Source organism: Aeromonas sp. Y289-2 (assembly GCF_027705925.1).
Taxonomy (GTDB): domain Bacteria; phylum Pseudomonadota; class Gammaproteobacteria; order Enterobacterales; family Aeromonadaceae; genus Aeromonas; species Aeromonas veronii.
On record NZ_JAPDCH010000008.1, the window covers coordinates 1 to 17,090 of the forward strand.

At 60.3% G+C, this 17,090-nt stretch carries 16 protein-coding genes; 11 read left to right on the forward strand and 5 right to left on the reverse strand.

Annotated features, from left to right (window positions below):
* Positions 1–393: 393 nt before the first annotated feature.
* The gene (ydiK, locus tag OKC43_RS12940; protein WP_047437873.1) at positions 394–1,479 is read right to left on the reverse strand and encodes an AI-2E family transporter YdiK; all 1,086 of its coding nucleotides are present in this window, start codon (positions 1,477–1,479) and stop codon (positions 394–396) included.
* Entirely contained in the window at positions 1,476–2,864 is a 1,389-nt protein-coding gene (locus tag OKC43_RS12945; protein ID WP_236271793.1) for a bifunctional NUDIX hydrolase/phosphatase PAP2 family protein, read from the reverse strand. The genes ydiK and OKC43_RS12945 overlap by 4 nt, the downstream gene beginning before the upstream one ends.
* Before the next feature lie 185 nt (positions 2,865–3,049).
* Between OKC43_RS12945 and OKC43_RS12950 the strand changes: the two genes are divergently transcribed.
* From OKC43_RS12950 to OKC43_RS12990, 9 genes are all read left to right on the forward strand, one after another.
* Positions 3,050–3,430 (forward strand): hypothetical protein, encoded by a 381-nt coding sequence (locus tag OKC43_RS12950; RefSeq protein WP_005340143.1) that lies wholly within the window; start codon positions 3,050–3,052, stop codon positions 3,428–3,430.
* Positions 3,431–3,685: 255 nt separating this feature from the next.
* Positions 3,686–4,084, forward strand: a complete 399-nt coding sequence (gene hslR, locus OKC43_RS12955) for a ribosome-associated heat shock protein Hsp15 (protein ID WP_005340141.1) — start codon at positions 3,686–3,688, stop codon at positions 4,082–4,084.
* Positions 4,085–4,161: 77 nt separating this feature from the next.
* The gene (gene hslO, locus OKC43_RS12960; RefSeq protein WP_005340140.1) at positions 4,162–5,046 is read left to right on the forward strand and encodes an Hsp33 family molecular chaperone HslO; all 885 of its coding nucleotides are present in this window, start codon (positions 4,162–4,164) and stop codon (positions 5,044–5,046) included.
* Between the two features lie 149 nt (positions 5,047–5,195).
* Positions 5,196–6,821, forward strand: coding sequence for a phosphoenolpyruvate carboxykinase (ATP) (gene pckA, locus OKC43_RS12965; protein ID WP_005340139.1), 1,626 nt, complete (start codon positions 5,196–5,198; stop codon positions 6,819–6,821).
* 193 nt (positions 6,822–7,014) lie between these two features.
* On the forward strand, positions 7,015–7,680 hold the full coding sequence (locus OKC43_RS12970; protein WP_005340138.1) for a GntR family transcriptional regulator: 666 nt from the start codon (positions 7,015–7,017) through the stop codon (positions 7,678–7,680).
* A 33-nt stretch (positions 7,681–7,713) separates the two neighbouring features.
* Positions 7,714–9,516, forward strand: coding sequence for an aminopeptidase P family protein (locus OKC43_RS12975; RefSeq protein WP_005355029.1), 1,803 nt, complete (start codon positions 7,714–7,716; stop codon positions 9,514–9,516).
* A gap of 87 nt (positions 9,517–9,603) precedes the next feature.
* Positions 9,604–10,008 carry a nitrous oxide-stimulated promoter family protein gene (locus OKC43_RS12980; protein ID WP_005356534.1) on the forward strand — a complete coding sequence of 135 codons (405 nt, stop codon included), beginning with the start codon at positions 9,604–9,606 and terminating at the stop codon, positions 10,006–10,008.
* 112 nt (positions 10,009–10,120) lie between these two features.
* Positions 10,121–10,618 carry a GNAT family N-acetyltransferase gene (locus tag OKC43_RS12985; protein WP_005340127.1) on the forward strand — a complete coding sequence of 166 codons (498 nt, stop codon included), beginning with the start codon at positions 10,121–10,123 and terminating at the stop codon, positions 10,616–10,618.
* Positions 10,619–10,715: 97 nt separating this feature from the next.
* Entirely contained in the window at positions 10,716–11,183 is a 468-nt protein-coding gene (locus OKC43_RS12990; RefSeq protein ID WP_236271792.1) for a glycine zipper 2TM domain-containing protein, read from the forward strand.
* A gap of 82 nt (positions 11,184–11,265) precedes the next feature.
* On the opposite strand, the gene amt is transcribed toward OKC43_RS12990, so the two are convergent.
* Positions 11,266–12,693, reverse strand: coding sequence for an ammonium transporter (gene amt / locus OKC43_RS12995; protein ID WP_179902685.1), 1,428 nt, complete (start codon positions 12,691–12,693; stop codon positions 11,266–11,268).
* 505 nt (positions 12,694–13,198) lie between these two features.
* On the opposite strand from amt, the gene OKC43_RS13000 reads away from it, so the two are divergent.
* Entirely contained in the window at positions 13,199–14,122 is a 924-nt protein-coding gene (locus tag OKC43_RS13000) for a GGDEF domain-containing protein (RefSeq protein WP_236271791.1), read from the forward strand.
* A 90-nt stretch (positions 14,123–14,212) separates the two neighbouring features.
* On the opposite strand, the gene OKC43_RS13005 is transcribed toward OKC43_RS13000, so the two are convergent.
* On the reverse strand, positions 14,213–14,836 hold the full coding sequence (locus OKC43_RS13005; RefSeq protein ID WP_236271807.1) for an outer membrane beta-barrel protein: 624 nt from the start codon (positions 14,834–14,836) through the stop codon (positions 14,213–14,215).
* 247 nt (positions 14,837–15,083) lie between these two features.
* On the opposite strand from OKC43_RS13005, the gene OKC43_RS13010 reads away from it, so the two are divergent.
* Entirely contained in the window at positions 15,084–15,722 is a 639-nt protein-coding gene (locus OKC43_RS13010; RefSeq protein ID WP_236271790.1) for an exopolysaccharide biosynthesis protein, read from the forward strand.
* 66 nt (positions 15,723–15,788) lie between these two features.
* On the opposite strand, the gene OKC43_RS13015 is transcribed toward OKC43_RS13010, so the two are convergent.
* Complete coding sequence (locus OKC43_RS13015; protein WP_129503180.1) at positions 15,789–17,063, reverse strand: amino acid permease; 1,275 nt, start codon at positions 17,061–17,063, stop codon at positions 15,789–15,791.
* Between the last annotated feature and the right edge of the window lie 27 nt (positions 17,064–17,090).

Genomic DNA, 17,090 nt, shown 5'->3' on the forward strand with positions numbered 1-17,090 from the left:
CATGTAGAACCTCCTGCGTTCAAGATACGAGAAAATTCTACTTATGAGCACCTCAGTTTTTCGGGGGGATTACCGGGCCAAATCGTATGTAGGGCTTGGATAGGCGTTGGTATAAGCAAAAATTGGGTCATTTAACACAAATCCATAAATTCAGCTTATACAACTTGCCCGGTCTGCTTTGCCGCCATAAGTCACCCGCATTTCCCCTCTGACGGGCCACCGCTGACTTATGGATACAACCGGGACAGCGGCATCTCGATCGTCCGATTACGCTTCGCTAATCGAACCTACATGGGATGGTAATAAACAACAGAGCCGCCCAATGGGCGGCTCTTTGTATCAGCGATGGATGGCTGATTCATCTTGTTACCGAATCGTCTTTGTACTGAATCGTTATTGGGCCTTGGGCGGTTCAACCGCGGCAGCCGCCGGCTGGTCATCTTCCTTGATCCAGGCATCCAGCAGGGTGTAGCCCACCGCCAACACTACCGGGCCGATAAAGAGACCGATGATCCCCATGGTCAGCAAGCCACCGATTACCCCCACCAGAATCAGGATGAGCGGCAAGTCGGCGCCCCGCTTGATCAGGAAGGGGCGCAGGAAGTTGTCCATGGTGCCCGCAATCAGTGACCACACCAGCAGGAAGGTGCCCCAGGTGGTGTCGCCGCTCCAGTAGAGGTAGCCGATACAGGCCAGCAGCACCGGGAAGGGGCCGATCTGGGCGACGATCAGCAGGAACATCACCACCACCAGCACCATGGCGTAGGGGATACCGGCAATCAGCAGGCCGACACCGGCTACCGAGGATTGCACCAGTGCGGTTACCACCACCCCCATGGCCACGGCACGGATCGCCTGTGAAGCCAGCACAGTGGCGTTGTCACCACGCTGGCCCGCCAGCCGGTGGGCGAAGCGGCGAATGCCGGTCGCCACCACTTCACCCGAGTGGTAGAGCACACCGCAGATACCGACCGTCAGCAGGAAGTGAACGAACAGCAGCCCAAGATTACCCGCCTGAGAGGCGAGCCAGCGGGCGGTCTGACCGAAATAGGGGGCCAGCTTGGCAAACAGCACCTGACCACCGCTCGCCAGAATTTGCTGCCAGAAGTCATAGAGCTTGTCGCCTACCAGCGGGATCTGTTGCAACCAGAGCAGCTCCGGCGGCGGTGACTGGCTGATATGGGTACCCAGCTCGATCAGCATGGGCGCCTTCTCCGCCACATTGGCCAGCGTCATAAAGAGCGGGATGACAAACATCAGCAGCAGCACCAGCGTCATAAAGAGGGCCGCCAGGGTGCGCTTGCCCCACAACAGCCGCTGCACCATCAACATCAGCGGCCAGGTGGCGATGGTGATCATGGTGGCCCACACCAGCGCAGGCAGGAAGGGCTGCAACACCAGGAAACAGGAGATAATCAGGATGCTGAGAAACAGCACCCCCAAGGTTATCTTGGCCAAATCCACTTTTTTCACATTCATAGAGTTCCCTTGTCAGAGCCGTTGCCCTTGGGTCGTGTGTCGCATTTCAAGAAAGAGAGTATCCACCAGAGGCCAGCGCTCAACCAGAGCCCCAGCCCGAAAAAGAGCACAAACTGACCAAGCAGTATGGCCAGCGAACTGCTGGTCAGCAGCGGCAGCGCCCAAAGCCCCGCCCCTATCACCGCGCCCCCCGCCAGCGTGACCGCGCCGGTCACAATGGGGGGATATCCGCCGCGGGTCAGGGTAAGCAAACCGCCAACCCAGAGCCCGAGGGCCGCCATGCCTATCCCGGCCAGATGGGCCGACTGGGTCAGCCCCCCGAGCGCCAGCGCAGATGCAATCAACAGCAGCCAAGCTGCCGAATGCCTGTCGGCACGCCAGCAGGGGCGAACCGCCAGCAGCAAGGCGCCAATCAGCAGCCCCGCCGCCACGTCGGAGATAAAGTGCACCCCGAGCCAGACCCTCGCCAGACCTGTGGTCAGCGCCAGCAGCAAGGCCAGCGAATAGGCCAGCCCGCGCCGGGCAGGCCAGAACCAGCCAAGCAGCGCCCCCCAGAACAGCAGGGCCGAAGCGGTATGGCCGCTCGGCATGCCAAAGCCTTGCGCGCTCTGGGTTGCCAGCAGCGGTTGCAGATGGAAGGGGCGCGGCCAGCCGATCCCCTCCTTGCTTGCCTGCACCAACAAGCCAAGCCAGAGCATGGCAAACAGCAGCTGGCGCAGCCGCGGCCACCCCAGCAGCGGGAGCAGCAAAGGTATCAGGGCAAGCTGAAAGCCGCCTGAACCAAACAGATTGCTGACCGACAGCCACCAGACATCGGGCCCCAGCCACTGTTGCAGGCGCAGCATCAGCGGGATCTCGGCCTGATGCAGCGCATTGCCCTGCGCCACAAAATCAGCCTGCCAGAGCATCTCGCTCTCGGGCACCTGATCAAGCCGGGATTGCAACCAGTCGAGCTGATCCGGGAAACGACGCTGCTCGCGGGGCAGCTGGTCGATGGCGATCAGCCGAGTGTTAAGGATCTCCCCGCCCAGATTGGGAGCCTTCAGCAGCGAGACAAAATCGGAATCTTGCTGGGCGACGATAGGCTCCAGCGTGCGGCAGGCGAAGATAACCGCTCGCTGCCAGCGGCCCAACTCCTGCACCACCTCCCCCTGCAAGCCGGTCTCTTCATAGAGTTCGCGCAGCGCCGCCTGCTCGGGGCGCTCGCCGCCATCTATATAGCCACCGCTCAGGCTGTAGCGGGAGGAGATGCGATCCTGCACCAGCAGCAGTTGATCCTGATGGCGGATGGCGCAGGCCGCTGCCGTGGGGCCAGCCGGTTCGGCACTCAGGGCTGGCAGAGCGGCAAACAGCGCCAGCAACAGTAAAAAGAGGGTTCTCGACATCAATTTGCTTTCCCTATGCACAATGGCGACAAGCCTCCCAGAAATCAGATAGTTGGGCAACGGTAGCGGCCGGATTGCCGCCGTTCCCGCCGCGCTGGCGGTGCACGGAAGATTGCGATGAAGCAGGGCACTCCCTACTATTGACGGCTATCTTCAATTGCATGCAGCAAATGCTGGAGCCCTCCATGAGACAGTTCGGCTTTTTCCTCGGCATCGCCATCGGTGTCATTTTGATCCTGTTCGGCAGCATCGTCATCTTCCAGGCGCTTCCTGCCGCACTGGATGTACTGGAGATGCCAAGCCGCATCCCGTTCGTGCGCGAGGTCTACACCTGGCTGATGACCAGCGCCAACGGCCTGACCGCCCAGCTGGAGCAGAACTTCCTGGAAGCGTTCCAGACCGTGCTCAAGCTGATCCTGCTCATCACCTTCATGTGGGTCTGCGTCAAGCTGGTCAACATGGGGGTGCTGATTATCCGCGCCGGGGTTGATCTGATCCGCACTGCCATCGCCCACAGCGAAGGCCCACACGACCAGAAGAAGCCGGATCAGCACGATCACTTCTGACTCTGACATGGTCGATGGATGTGAACGCTGCCGCCCCCAACCGGGGCGGCAGCGTTATATGCGCGGTATGGAGGCCCTTCCCAGCCCCCATGGATACCCGATAAAGCAGCGCTTTCCCTTGTGAATCAGCAAACTGCCCATATGTTGCATCACCTTGACATGGTTTGCGCCCCGCGCGGCGGCGGCCCGGTTTCTATCCCGACCCCGTGCTCTGGTATAATCGACCACCTCTTTTCCCCGTTATGGAGCCTGTTCATGCCCAATCATGCAGAAAGTGCCCTCGAGGTTCGTCTCGACAAGTGGTTGTGGGCGGCCCGTTTCTACAAGACCCGCTCCATTGCGCGGGATCAGATAGACGGGGGCAAGGTGCACTACAATGGTCAGCGCAGCAAACCGGGCAAACAGGTGGAAGTGGGTGCACTGATCCGCTTCTGGCAGGGGCAGGACGAACGCGAAGTGCGGGTGCTGGCCTTGAGCGAGCAGCGCAAATCGGCACCGCTGGCCCAGCAACTCTATGAAGAGACCGCCGAGAGCCTGAAAAAACGGGCCGAGAACAGCGAGGCGCGCCGCTTCAACAGCCAGTTTGCCCCCAGCCCCGAGCGCCGCCCCGACAAGCAGGAGCGACGCCAGTTGCTCAAGGTCAAACAGTACTGACCTACCCCGATTTGATACCGGGCTGGCATCAACCCCAGCCCGCCCGATTTACCTCACCGAAAAGCCAGGAATACATGATGAGCAACCAAGATCTGCTGTATCGCTATCTGTTTGAAGAGTACGAAGTGCGTGGCGAGCTGGTCCAGCTGGATCACACCTACCGCCACGTGGTGGAAGCCCAGAACTACCCGGTGCAGGTGCAAAAACTGCTGGGCGAGCTGCTGGTCGCCACCAGCCTGCTGACCGCCACCCTCAAGTTTGAAGGCTCCATCACGGTGCAGCTGCAGGGCGATGGCCCGGTGCGTCTGGCCGTGATCAACGGTGACAACAACCAGCAGCTGCGCGGCGTGGCCCGCTATGAAGGCGAGCTGCCGAGCGATGGCAAGCTGCAGAGCCTGATTGGCAACGGCCAGCTGATCATCACCATCACCCCGGAGCAGGGCGAGCGCTATCAGGGCATCATAGCGCTGGACGCCGACACCCTGGCAGGCTGCCTGGAGCACTACTTCGCCCGCTCCGAACAGCTGGCCACCAAGCTGTGGATCCGCACCGGCTACCACGAAGGTGCGCCGCGTGCTGCCGGCATCATGCTGCAGGAGCTGCCCGCCCAGAGCGAGGATCACAGCAACGATTTCGATCACTTGACCCAGCTCACCAGCACCATCAAGGATGAAGAGCTGTTCGGCCTGCAGGCAGAAGAGATCCTCTACCGTCTCTACCACCAGGACAAGGTGCGGGTGTTCGATCCGCAGGCGGTCGAGTTCCGTTGCACCTGCTCCCGCGAGCGCTGCGAAGGGGCCCTGTTGCAGATAGAAAAGGAAGAGGTCATGGAGATGGTGCAGGAGCTCGGCAAGATCGACATGCACTGTGATTATTGCGGCGCCCAGTACCAATTTAATGGGATCGATGTCGAAACCCTGTTCAGCAGGGCTCCCGGCAATGATGCAAACCAGTTACACTAATTAAAGGCGGGCAAAACCCGCCTTTAACTTTAATAACAAAAAAATACCCTATTTTATAAAGTTTGATGGCGATCGCTAAACTCTACCACCTAAGTGATAGGATGACCGTCAGATAGAACCCTACCAACCTCTGAACCCAGGAGAATACAATGACAATCGTGGCAGAACCCACCCTGGCCCAACAATTAGGACTGGACCAGTACGGCATCAAAAACAGCCAAGAAATCGTTCGCAACCCCTCTTACGAGCAGCTTTTCGCGGAAGAGACACGCCCTGACCTGGAAGGGTTCGAGCGCGGTGTGGTGACCGAGCTGGGCGCCGTCAACGTAAACACCGGTATCTTCACCGGTCGCTCCCCAAAAGATAAATATATCGTCAAAGATGCCACTACCCAGGATACTGTGTGGTGGTCTGACCAGGGTAAAAACGATAACAAAGCCATTACCCCGGAAGTGTGGTCACATCTGAAAGGGCTGGTCACCAAACAGCTCTCCGGCAAGCGCCTGTTTGTAGTCGACGGTTTCTGCGGTGCCAACCCGGATACCCGCCTGGCCGTGCGCATCATCACCGAGGTGGCCTGGCAGGCACACTTCGTGAAAAACATGTTCATCCGTCCGAGCGATGAAGAGCTGAAAACCTTCAAGCCTGACTTCGTGGTGATGAACGGTGCCAAGTGCACCAACCCGAACTGGAAGGAGCAGGGTCTCAACTCCGAGAACTTTGTTGCCTTCAACATGACCGAGAAGATGCAGCTCATCGGTGGCACCTGGTACGGTGGCGAGATGAAGAAGGGCATGTTCTCCATGATGAACTACTTCCTGCCCCTGCGCGGCATTGCCTCCATGCACTGTTCCGCCAACGTGGGTCAGGACGGCGACGTGGCCATCTTCTTCGGCCTCTCCGGCACCGGCAAGACCACCCTCTCCACCGATCCCAAGCGTCAGCTGATCGGCGATGACGAGCACGGCTGGGATGACCACGGCGTGTTCAACTTCGAAGGGGGCTGCTACGCCAAGACCATCAAGCTCTCCGAAGAGGCTGAGCCGGACATCTACCACGCCATCCGTCGCGATGCGCTGCTGGAGAACGTGACCGTTGCTGCCGATGGCACCATCGACTTCGATGATGGCTCCAAGACCGAGAACACCCGCGTCTCCTACCCCATCTATCACATCGACAACATCGTCAAGCCGGTCTCCAAGGCAGGTCACGCCACCAAGGTGATCTTCCTGACTGCCGATGCCTTCGGTGTGCTGCCTCCGGTCTCCAAACTGACCAAGGAGCAGACCAAGTACCACTTCCTGTCTGGCTTCACCGCCAAACTGGCCGGTACCGAGCGCGGCATCACAGAGCCGACTCCGACCTTCTCCTCCTGCTTCGGCGCAGCCTTCCTCTCCCTGCACCCGACCAAGTACGGTCAGGAGCTGGTGAAACGGATGGAAGCGGCAGGTGCAGAAGCCTATCTGGTCAACACAGGCTGGAACGGCACCGGCAAGCGCATCTCCATCAAGGATACCCGCGCCATCATCGATGCCATCCTGGATGGCTCCATCGAGAAGGCCGAGACCAAGGTGCTGCCGATCTTCAATCTGGAGATCCCGACCGCGCTGCACGATGTGAACCCAGCGATCCTCGACCCGCGCGACACTTACGCCGACAAGGCCGAGTGGGATGCCAAGGCCGTCGATCTGGCAGGGCGCTTTATCAAGAACTTCGAGCGCTTCACCGATAACGACGAAGGCAAACGTCTGGTTGCGGCAGGCCCGCAGCTGTAACAGGCTCGCTTCGTATCAGTGACATCATGCCGGTCAGCCACGCTGATCGGCATTTTTGTTTTTGTGGAGCCTCGAACGCCGCCATCGGCCCCATTCAAGGGGCCAAAACCTTGCCTTTGCCCATTGTGACAGGTTAGATTCAGCCAAACTTTATACAATATACAATTCTGTAACGCCCAATCGTGACCCGACCATGACCCCACCCTACAAGACCCGAACCCAGATGGTGATGGAAAACCTCCGTGGCCGGATCCTCCGTGGGGAGTTCCCCGCTGGCGCCCCCTTGCGTCAGGATGCCATCGCCAAAGAGCTGGCCGTGAGCCGCATTCCGGTGCGCGAAGCCCTGATGCAGCTGGAAGCGCAGGGGCTGGTCAAATTCGAGGCCCATCGCGGCGCCGTGGTCACCATGCTGGACGCATCGGCCATTGAAGAGCTCTTTTATTTGCGAGCGCTGCTGGAAGCCGATACCCTGTTTCACGCCGTCGACAAGATGACGGAAGCCACCTTCGCGCAAGCGGAGGCGATCCTCGCCCAGTTTGATCACGCCCTGGAGTCAGGCACCCAGATTGAACATTGGGCCGAGTTGAACCACAGCTTTCACGCCACCCTCTATCAGGCAGCCGGTCGCCCCCAGGCACTTGAACTGATCGCCCAGATCAATCTGAGCTGTGACCGCTATGTCCGCTTCGAGCTGCTGTTTGCCAGTGACGGGGTGGACAAGGCGGAGCGTGAACACGCCCAATTGCTGGAACTGTGCCGCGCCCGGCGCAAGCACGAGGCGGTGGTGCTGCTCAGGCAGCATATCGAAGCAGCGGGTCAGTCGATCAAGCGGATCCTGGCCAGCGGCCATAAAAACTGAACACTCATATAGCAACCATCTGGCACTAACGACATGAATAATTTCGAGATAATTGAAACCCGCGTCGCCCAAGTCAGGGCCGAGCTGGCCATGCAGGAGTTGGACGCCTTTATCGTCCCCCACGATGATGAGCACCTCGGCGAGTACATCCCCGCCTATGCCGAGCGGCTTGACTGGATCACCGGTTTCAACGGCTCTGCCGGCGTTGCCATCATCATGGCCCAGCGGGCAGCCCTCTTTGTCGATGGTCGCTATACGGTGCAGGCGCGGATGCAAACCCCCGCCGAACTGTTCGAATTCCTCCACCTCATTGAAAATCCTCATGTGCAGTGGCTGGCCGAGCAACTGCCGTCAGGCTCCCGGGTTGGCTTCGATGCCCGCCTGCACAGCCTGACCTGGTACAAGAATGCCAAGGCCGTGCTGGCCGACCGAGGTATCGAGCTGATCCGCGTCGAGCAGAACCCTATCGACCTGAACTGGAGCGATCGCCCGGAGCCGACCAAGAGCCCGGTCATCCTCTACAGCGAGGAGTTGGCAGGCCAGTCCAGCCAGTCCAAACGTGAACAGCTGGCGGCCGACCTGCGCAAGCGCGGGCTGGATGCCGTGCTGCTGACCCAGGCCGAGCCCATCAACTGGCTGCTCAACCTGCGTGGCCGCGACATCGACCGGCTGCCGGTGGTGCTGGGCTTTGCGGTGCTCTACGCCAACACCAGCATGGATTTCTTCGTCGATACCGACAAGATTGACTGCTTCGCCTTCACCCAACACGTTGGCCAAGATGTCTCCGTCTACCCCATCGACAAGCTGGGCGACGTGTTGCAGCGCATCGGTGAAGATCAGCAGAAGGTGCTGGCCGATCCGGACAGCGCCAACGCCTGGACCCAGCTCGTCATGGAAGAGGCGGGTGCCATTCTGGTGGCTGGCCAAGACCCCACCATGCTGCCGAAAGCGTGCAAAAACGAGATCGAGCTGACCGGTATGCGTGCCGCTCACCTGCGTGATGGCGTGGCCATGACCCGCTTCCTCGCCTGGCTGGATCGGCTGGTCGCCTCCGGCGAGTTCGAGGGGGTGGATGAAGGCACCCTGGCCGATCAGGTGGAAGCGTTCCGCCGCGAGCAGGAGCACTACGTCGAGCCGAGCTTCGATACCATCTCTGCGCTCGGCCCCAACGCCGCCATGTGCCACTACCACCACACCAATGGCACCCCCCGTGCGTTCGGCCAGGACAGCCTCTATCTGCTGGACTCCGGCGCGCAATACATGGACGGCACCACCGACATCACCCGCACCATCAAGGTGGGTGAGGTGAGCGACGAGCAGAAAGCGATGTTTACCCGGGTACTGCAGGGCCATATCGCGCTGGATCAGGCCCGCTTCCCCCGTGGCACCGCCGGTATCCAGCTCGACGTGCTGGCCCGCATGCCGCTGTGGCAGGCCGGTTACAACTACGACCACGGCACCGGCCACGGCGTCGGCCACTTCCTGAGCGTCCACGAAGGGCCCCAGCGCATCGCGCCGAAAGGGAGCATGGTTGCCCTGCAACCGGGCATGGTGCTCTCCAACGAGCCGGGCTACTACCGTGAAGATGGCTTTGGCATCCGTTGCGAAAACCTGGTGGTGGTGACCGAGCTGGAACAGGTTGGCGAGCTGCCGATGCTGGGCTTCGAGCGCCTGACCTACGTGCCGTTCGATACCCGCCTGATCGACCGCAGCCTGCTGAGCCCGGCCGAATTCCGCTGGATCAACGAATACCATGTCGAGGTGTTCCGCCGCCTGAGCCCGCTGCTCGAGGGCGAGGATCTCGCCTGGCTGGAGCAGGCAACCAGCCTCATCTGATGACACAGGGCCTGCGGGCCCTGTTTTTTATCCCCCCTTTTGACCTGTATCAACACCCAAAGCGAGCAGGTCAGGAGAATGGCGGCCATGAAAAGTCATCATGCCAGCCCAGCCCGGGGCTCACACGCCGCAGCCAGCAAAAAGGCGAGTGACCATCCCAGACTCATGCGCGAGCAGCAGACGGTCAGCGCCATGATCCGCCTCTACTGCCAGCACCATCATCAGGATCCCCATTGCCGCCACTGTCGCCAGTTGCGGGATTTCGCCCATCAGCGCCTGCGCCGCTGCCGTTATGGCCACGGCCACAAACCCACCTGCGCCAACTGCAATATCCACTGCTACGCACCGGCGATGCGCAAACAGATCCAGCAGGTGATGAAGTGGAGCGGCCCGCGCATGTTGCTGCGCCACCCCTGGCTCACCCTTCGCCACCTGCTCGACGGCTTGCGCAAGGCTCCCAAACTGCCCCAGAGCCGCCCCCTGCCGCCATAACCGCCAATCCCTTGCATCCGGCAGGGGATGACCACTACCCTATGACTCCTTTTCTGCCGTTGACCCCAAGGTCAGCGGCGTTGCCGATCCGTTTGCTGCCAATGGAGTCCTGATGCACCACAACCCACCCCTGCTACGCACCGCTACCCACAATGACATGCACGCCATCTGGCAGATCGATGCCAAGGTGTTTGGCGAAGATGTCTATCCCGCCTTCTTCTTCCGTCAGGCGATGGATTTGTGGCCCGAGTTGTTGCTGGTGGCCGAATACGAGGGGCAGCTGGTGGGTTATGTGCTGGGGGGATTCGGTCAGGAGCGGTCGCAAGGCTGGGTGCTCTCGCTGGCGGTGCTGCCCGAGGCGCGCGGTTTCGGCCTCGCGGAGCGAATGATGCGCCAGATGGAGGCCAACCAACAGGCGCTGCAGATCAGCGAACTGCGGCTCACGGTCGATCCGGCCAATCCGGCCCAGCGCCTCTACTACCGGCTCGGTTACACATTGCAGGCGGAAGTAGCCGACTATTTCGGCCCCGGAGAAGACCGTCTGCTGCTGGTTAAAACCCTCTCCGGTACAGCTGCGATTCAAGGACAAAACCGGTTACAGAACGCATAATTGGTTACATTTTGCCGATTTCATGTGTGACGGGGTTGGAGTAAAGTTCACTCATCAACCGAATTGTTCAAATTACGTGCAGCCCAGGAGGCCCACCATGTTGAAGCGTATGACCCTTATTGCCCTGCTGGCAGCAACCACCATCACCGGATGCGCCAACAGTGACGTTTACTCTGGCGATGTTTACACCAAAGACCGCGCCAAACAGGTGCAGACCGTCAGCTACGGCACCATCATCTCCACCCGCCCGGTGAAGATCCAGGCCGATGAGAACTCCCTGATTGGCACCATTGGCGGCGCCGTAGTCGGTGGCCTGCTGGGCAGCACAGTCGGTGGCGGCACCGGACGCGACATCGCAGCCGCAGGCGGCGCCATCGCCGGTGCAGCGGCAGGCAATGCCATCGGCAACAAGATGAATCAGATCGACGGCGTCGAGCTGGAGATCAAGAAAGAGAACGGCGAAGCCATCGTGGTGGTGCAGAAAGCCAGCCCCACCTTCACCCCGGGCGCCCGTGTACGCATGACCCAGGGCAATGGCAGCATCAACGTGGCCGTCGTGAACTAAGCGTGTGAACTCAGGCTTTGCAGCTTTAGAGTCATAAAAAAACCGCCGATCCCGGCGGTTTTTTGTTGTCTGGCATTCGGGATTACATGCTGTAAGCCTTCTCGCCGTGGGAGGTGACATCCAGCCCTTCCCGCTCGGCATCGCCGTTCACCCGCAGACCCACCAGCATGTCGACCGCCTTGAAGGCAATCGCCGCCACGGCACCGGACCAGAGCAGGGTGACACCGACCCCGATAGCCTGGATCTTCACCTGAGTCAGGATGGAGTAGCCCTCGGCAACCTGATTGGTGACATAGTCCCACACCCCGGTGCCGCCCAGATCCGGGCTGGCAAAGACGCCGGTCAGCAGAGCACCGAGAATGCCGCACACCCCGTGTACGCCAAACACGTCCAGACTGTCATCGGCCCCCAGCAGGCGCTTGAGACCGTGGACGCCCCACAGACCCGCCACGCCACTGACAAGGCCCATCACCAGACCACCGCCCACACCGACGAAACCGGCTGCCGGGGTGATCACCACCAGACCGGACACCGCACCGGATGCCGCACCCAGCAGGGAGGGACGTCCCTTCATCACCCACTCGGCCAAGGTCCATGAGAGAGCTGCCGCAGCCGGCGCTACCCAGGTGTTGATAAAGGCGAGAGCAGCGATACCGTTGGCTTCCAGCGCGGAGCCCGCGTTGAAACCGAACCAGCCGAACCAGAGCAGGGAGGCACCGATCATGGTCATGGTCAGGCTGTGGGGGGTCATGGGATCACGACCGTAGCCCAGACGCTTGCCCACCAGATAGGCACCCACCAGACCCGCCACGGCGGCGTTGATGTGCACCACGGTGCCGCCTGCAAAGTCCAGCGCACCATGCTGGAACAGATAACCGGCAGTGGCGGTCGCTGTGGCCGCAGCCTCGGCGCTGGTATAGGCATCCGGACCCGCCCAGTACCATACCATGTGAGCCAGCGGGATATAGGCGAAGGTGAACCAGATCACCGAGAAGAGCAGCACGGCGGCAAACTTGATGCGCTCGGCGAACGCCCCCACGATAAGGCCGCAGGTGATGGCGGCAAAGGCCCCCTGGAACACCACATAGATCAGCTCGCTGATCCCGACCCCCTTGCTGAAGGTGGCGGCGATGGAGTCAGGGGTCACCCCCTTGAGCAGCACCTTGCTGAAGGAGCCGTAGAAATTGCCCCCTTCGGTAAAGGCCAGCGAATAGCCGTAGATCACCCAGAGCACGCAGATAAGGCAGAACAGGGTAAAGACCTGCATCAGCACACTCAGCATGTTTTTGGCCCGCACCAGACCACCGTAGAAGAGGGCGAGACCGGGGATCGACATCAGGATCACCAGCGCCGCCGAGAGCAGCATCCAGGTGTTGTCACCCTTGTTGATTGTCATGGCGGCAACCGGAGCCACCGCCGCCTGTACCTGAGCGACCTCTTCGGCCCAACTTGGGGTAACCAGCAAGGCAGGCAACATCGTCAGACCCGCCATCATCCATTTTTTGACCATAGAGCACTCTCCTTCCCTGTCGTACCGGTACAAGACCGGCTCCGTTTCCCTGATTGAATCTGTGGCGAACCGCAAGGTGTTGCTGCAACCCGCCAGAATCACACCCGTGCCCGGCACGGGGATGTCTCTTGCCACTTCCTCATCACTGCATCTGCCGCCGATGACCGCAAGAGACCGTCTGACATGTAAAAAGCATAAAGCGGGCCACAAATTTAAATCCTTTTAAATCATTGCATTAGTAAGATTACGCATCATCAACGCACCAATTTGGCGCATGAGCTGCGCTAACCTGCCCAGGGGCGCCCTGTCGCAGGGCAGGCGATACGTCACGCACCAGAAGTGCGCAAAGCCTGAGCCAGCCCACAAGCTGACGTCATCGATATCGCGCTCTGCGGGCCCGCTCGTTTACACTGACAGACCAGCCGTTTCCTGTTATCCGACCACGGCATGCCATTACGCAGCCCCTTGTTTGCAACCTGATGGCAGTCCCAATCCGAGGAACACCATGCAGTTCGATCGTCTCGACATCAGCCTCTCCCACTACCGTCATCTCGACCGGGAGCATCGCGCCCACATCGCGCTGCTGGGGATAGTGATGCTGGCCATCATGGCCCTGCATCTGTTGCTGCTGCCCCACTTTCCCTACGAGCGCTTTTACGCCGTCAGCTTTGGCTTCGAGGTGATCAACTGGCTCACCATGCTGTTCCTGTTCTGGGTGGTGCAGTGCGCCCACCTGCCCACCCACACCTACCGCATGCTCTCCTGCGGTCTGATGTTGTGGATCATGGGGGCCACCGCCGACATCATGGATGAACTGGTGGCGCAGCCACTCTGGCTCGCCATCTATGCCGAGGATCTGCTGCGCTCCAGCGGCATCCTGCTCAGCAGTATCGGTATCCTGAGCACCATGCACCACCTCTTCCACATCAATACCCAGCTCAGACAGCAGGCGCTGTTCGACGATCTGACTAGGCTGCCAAACCGGCGCTACTTTCATCAGCAGCTGTTTCTGGAACAGGGGATTTGCCACGCTCTCATCCTGCTGGATCTGGATCACTTCAAGCTGATCAATGACAACTACGGCCACGATATCGGGGATCGGGTGTTGCAACAGTTTGGCGAGCTGTTGCAACAGCACTGCCCGCCCGGTGCGCTGGCGGCCCGTGTCGGGGGTGAAGAGTTTGCCCTGCTGCTGCCCGTCGCCCACGAAGCCGAGCTGCAGCAACTGGCCAACACCCTGCTCACTGCGACCCGCACCATAGCCCCCGACCCGACCCATACCATGACGGTCAGTCTGGGGGTGGGGATCCGCGAGCCCGGGGAGCCGGCCGTCTCGCTGTTCAAACGGGTGGATCAGGCGCTTTATGGCGCCAAGGAGGCGGGCAGAAACTGCGCGGTATGGGCGACGCCGACTAATAAAGAGGCGTGAAGAGCTGCCGGTTGATGGCCGATCACGGCGGAACATTGCTGCTGAAACAGGGGCCCAAGGGCCCCTGTTTCATGGGGGAAATCCCCTCGCCTAAAAGCGGAAGGTAAGACCAATATTGGCCTGCCACTGGGTTACCAGCTCCCCGCGCACCTTGAACACGCACTGCTCCGGGTTGCAGAGAAACTGGTTGTTGTCGTTAACCAGCGAGCCATAGCCGCGCACCTCGGCCCGCAGCGCCAGATGCTCGGCGAGGCGCGGTTGCACCCCGAGCGCCAGCGACATGGAAGGGGTCACCTCGCTGTCGTAGGCGGCAAAGCGGGTCACCCCGATCCCGGCGCCGATGTAGGGCGCCATCAGGTTGTCAGAGAGGGTCAGCGCACCGGCAAAGTGCAAAGTATCCACCGTCAGGCGATCCGGCTGGTCGGGAGAGAGGGGGGTGGACTGATGGCTGTAGAGCAGCTCAATCATGCCGGGATCATCCACCTCCTTGCTGATAAAGAGGCCCCAGCTGCCGGAGCCCTGTCCCTGCAGTGAATCAAACGATGCAGAAAGCGGCACCGGCTGCACCACCTCGTCACTCTTCTCGAAGTCGATGGCTGAGCTGTAGCCAAAAAACGGCGTCACCTGCCAACCGGATGTGGTCGCGGCCTCGCTACTCCAGGCCTGCCCGAGTGGCAGCAACAACCCCATCATCACTATCCCGGCGCTCTTCATCATCCCCTGCTCCCTGTGTGATTGTGCAGAAAGCATACCAGAGGCATCCTGCGCCCATCCTAAACGGCGGCTGTACCGGATCACTTTCATCGCGGGATTTCCCTCTCGCCGGAACCTCCGCCGAGCCGCCCCACTGGCACCGCTATGCGCCCCGCCACCATTCATCGACGGTTAACCTCTGCCACGTATGCTGGCGCCAAATCGGGTCATCGGGGCCCGTTATCACTACTCAAAAGGACATCAGGGAATGGTTGCCGCGCAACTCAACGACCCCAAAACTACCCTCGCGGATACCCTGCGGGCCACCGCGCACGCCATCAACGAGAGCCACATCAGCCTGCGCCAGATGCTCGCGCTGGTGGGCGAGCAGGGGATGCTGCTGTTTTGCGTGCTGCTCACCGTCCCCTTCCTGCTGCCGGTCTCCATTCCCGGGGTCAGCACCCCGTTTGGCCTGTTGATCCTCTTTATCGGGATCGGCATCACCCTCAATCGGGTGCCCTGGCTGCCCGCCATGCTGATGGAGCGCAGCTTCGCCGCCGACCAGCTCAAGCCGACCCTGCACAAGGGGGCGGATCTGCTGGCCCGGGTCGATCGCGTTATCCGCCCGCGCCTGCTGGTGCTGACCGGCAGCAACACGGTCAACCGCTGCAACGGCCTGCTGATCATGCTGGCCGCCCTGCTGCTGATGCTGCCTCTGGGCGCCATCCCGTTCACCAACGCCATGCCTGCCTGGGCCATCCTGCTGCTGGCCACCGGCATGTTGCAGCGGGACGGTCTGTTCGTCGCCAGCGGCTATCTGCTGGTAAGCGCAACCCTGGTCTGGTTCAGCATGCTGGCCATCGGCTTGCTGATGGCGGGCCAGAGCGCCAGCGGCCTGCTCGGCTAACCCCGATGCACAGAGAAAGGGCGACCAGATGGTCGCCCTTTTTGATTTGTGCGGGATACCGCCCGGTCAAAGCAGATCGTAGATAAGGGCCGAGATGGCAAGCAGCCCCATCACCAACACAAAAAGGGTACTCGGCCCGCGATAACGCTTGAGTGCGGGCAAGCGATAGATGGAGCAGGCCGGCAGCAGAAACAGGATCACCGCGATCAGCGGACCACTGACGCGCTCGATGATGTCGAGCACATTGGGGTTCAGATAGGTGATGACAGCGGTCACCATAAACAGGATCACCGATGACACCCGGGCGATGGTCGACTCCTTGAGAGAGAGCCCCAGCCCCTGACAGGCACCGCTCACCATGCTCACCGTCCCCTCGCTCACCCCCATGGAGGTTCCGAGGAAGGATTTGGACATGGCCAGAATGGCGATGAGCGGCCCCACATAGGCGATCAGCGGATTGGAGAACTTGTTCGCAAGCGCCGACAGCACCGAGATATTGTCGGTGCGGGCCAGCGCCATCTCGGCCTGACTCAGACTCATCACGCAGCTCACCACGAAAAAGAGCACGCTGCCGCAAATCAGCATGCTGCTGTACTTGATTATCCGCTTGGCGCGCAGGTCAGCACTCTCCTGACAACGCTTTTTCTGCGCCGCGCTGAAGGAAGAAATAATAGGCGCATGGCTGAAGGAGAAGACCATCACCGGCACGATCAGCCAGAGGGATTTCCAGAACGCCGGATCACGCCACTCCACCGCCTGACTCTCGCTGAAATAGGAGAGGCTCCACTGGGGCAGCAGATAGATGGAGAGGCCAATCAGAAAGGCGACCATCGGTAGCGCCAGCACGCTGATAGCCGACACCACGATCTGTTTGCCAGCCAGCAGCACCAGATGCAGGCCCAGCATTACCCCCAGCACCAGCAAGCCGCGCGGAAGCTCGGCATCCCCCAGCTGGTGAACCACGAAGCTCTGAATCGCGTTGGTGATGGAGATGCTGTAGACCAGAATGATGGGGTAGAAGGCCATCAGATAGACCAGCATCAGCAGTTTGCCCGCCTTGGCACCGAAGTGCTCCTCCACCACATGGGTGATATCCCCTTCCCGATGGGAGCTGGAGAGCACAAAGCGGCTCAATGCACGGTGGGAATAATAAGAAAGCGGAAAAGCCAGCAATAAAATAAATAGCAAAATAACCGGGGAATTACTGCCAACAGTAATAGGGAGAAATAACGTACCGGCACCGACAGCAGTGGCATATAGGCCCATGGTCCATACCGAATCGCTTTTCTCCCATTTCAATTTTGAAACAGGGTTACTCTTTTCAGCAATAGAAACACTCATTGCAATATATACCTTATTAATCTGTCA

Coding starts and splice junctions, on each gene's coding strand:
- OKC43_RS13010 (WP_236271790.1), top strand. CDS start 15,084: ATGGTTGCCGCGCAACTCAACGACCCCAAAACTACCCTCGCGGATACC.
- OKC43_RS12985 (WP_005340127.1), top strand. CDS start 10,121: ATGCACCACAACCCACCCCTGCTACGCACCGCTACCCACAATGACATG.
- ydiK (WP_047437873.1), bottom strand. CDS start 1,479: ATGAATGTGAAAAAAGTGGATTTGGCCAAGATAACCTTGGGGGTGCTG.
- amt (WP_179902685.1), bottom strand. CDS start 12,693: ATGGTCAAAAAATGGATGATGGCGGGTCTGACGATGTTGCCTGCCTTG.
- OKC43_RS13005 (WP_236271807.1), bottom strand. CDS start 14,836: ATGAAGAGCGCCGGGATAGTGATGATGGGGTTGTTGCTGCCACTCGGG.
- OKC43_RS13000 (WP_236271791.1), top strand. CDS start 13,199: ATGCAGTTCGATCGTCTCGACATCAGCCTCTCCCACTACCGTCATCTC.
- OKC43_RS13015 (WP_129503180.1), bottom strand. CDS start 17,063: ATGAGTGTTTCTATTGCTGAAAAGAGTAACCCTGTTTCAAAATTGAAA.
- OKC43_RS12970 (WP_005340138.1), top strand. CDS start 7,015: ATGACCCCACCCTACAAGACCCGAACCCAGATGGTGATGGAAAACCTC.
- OKC43_RS12950 (WP_005340143.1), top strand. CDS start 3,050: ATGAGACAGTTCGGCTTTTTCCTCGGCATCGCCATCGGTGTCATTTTG.
- pckA (WP_005340139.1), top strand. CDS start 5,196: ATGACAATCGTGGCAGAACCCACCCTGGCCCAACAATTAGGACTGGAC.
- hslO (WP_005340140.1), top strand. CDS start 4,162: ATGAGCAACCAAGATCTGCTGTATCGCTATCTGTTTGAAGAGTACGAA.
- hslR (WP_005340141.1), top strand. CDS start 3,686: ATGCCCAATCATGCAGAAAGTGCCCTCGAGGTTCGTCTCGACAAGTGG.
- OKC43_RS12945 (WP_236271793.1), bottom strand. CDS start 2,864: ATGTCGAGAACCCTCTTTTTACTGTTGCTGGCGCTGTTTGCCGCTCTG.
- OKC43_RS12975 (WP_005355029.1), top strand. CDS start 7,714: ATGAATAATTTCGAGATAATTGAAACCCGCGTCGCCCAAGTCAGGGCC.
- OKC43_RS12990 (WP_236271792.1), top strand. CDS start 10,716: ATGTTGAAGCGTATGACCCTTATTGCCCTGCTGGCAGCAACCACCATC.
- OKC43_RS12980 (WP_005356534.1), top strand. CDS start 9,604: ATGAAAAGTCATCATGCCAGCCCAGCCCGGGGCTCACACGCCGCAGCC.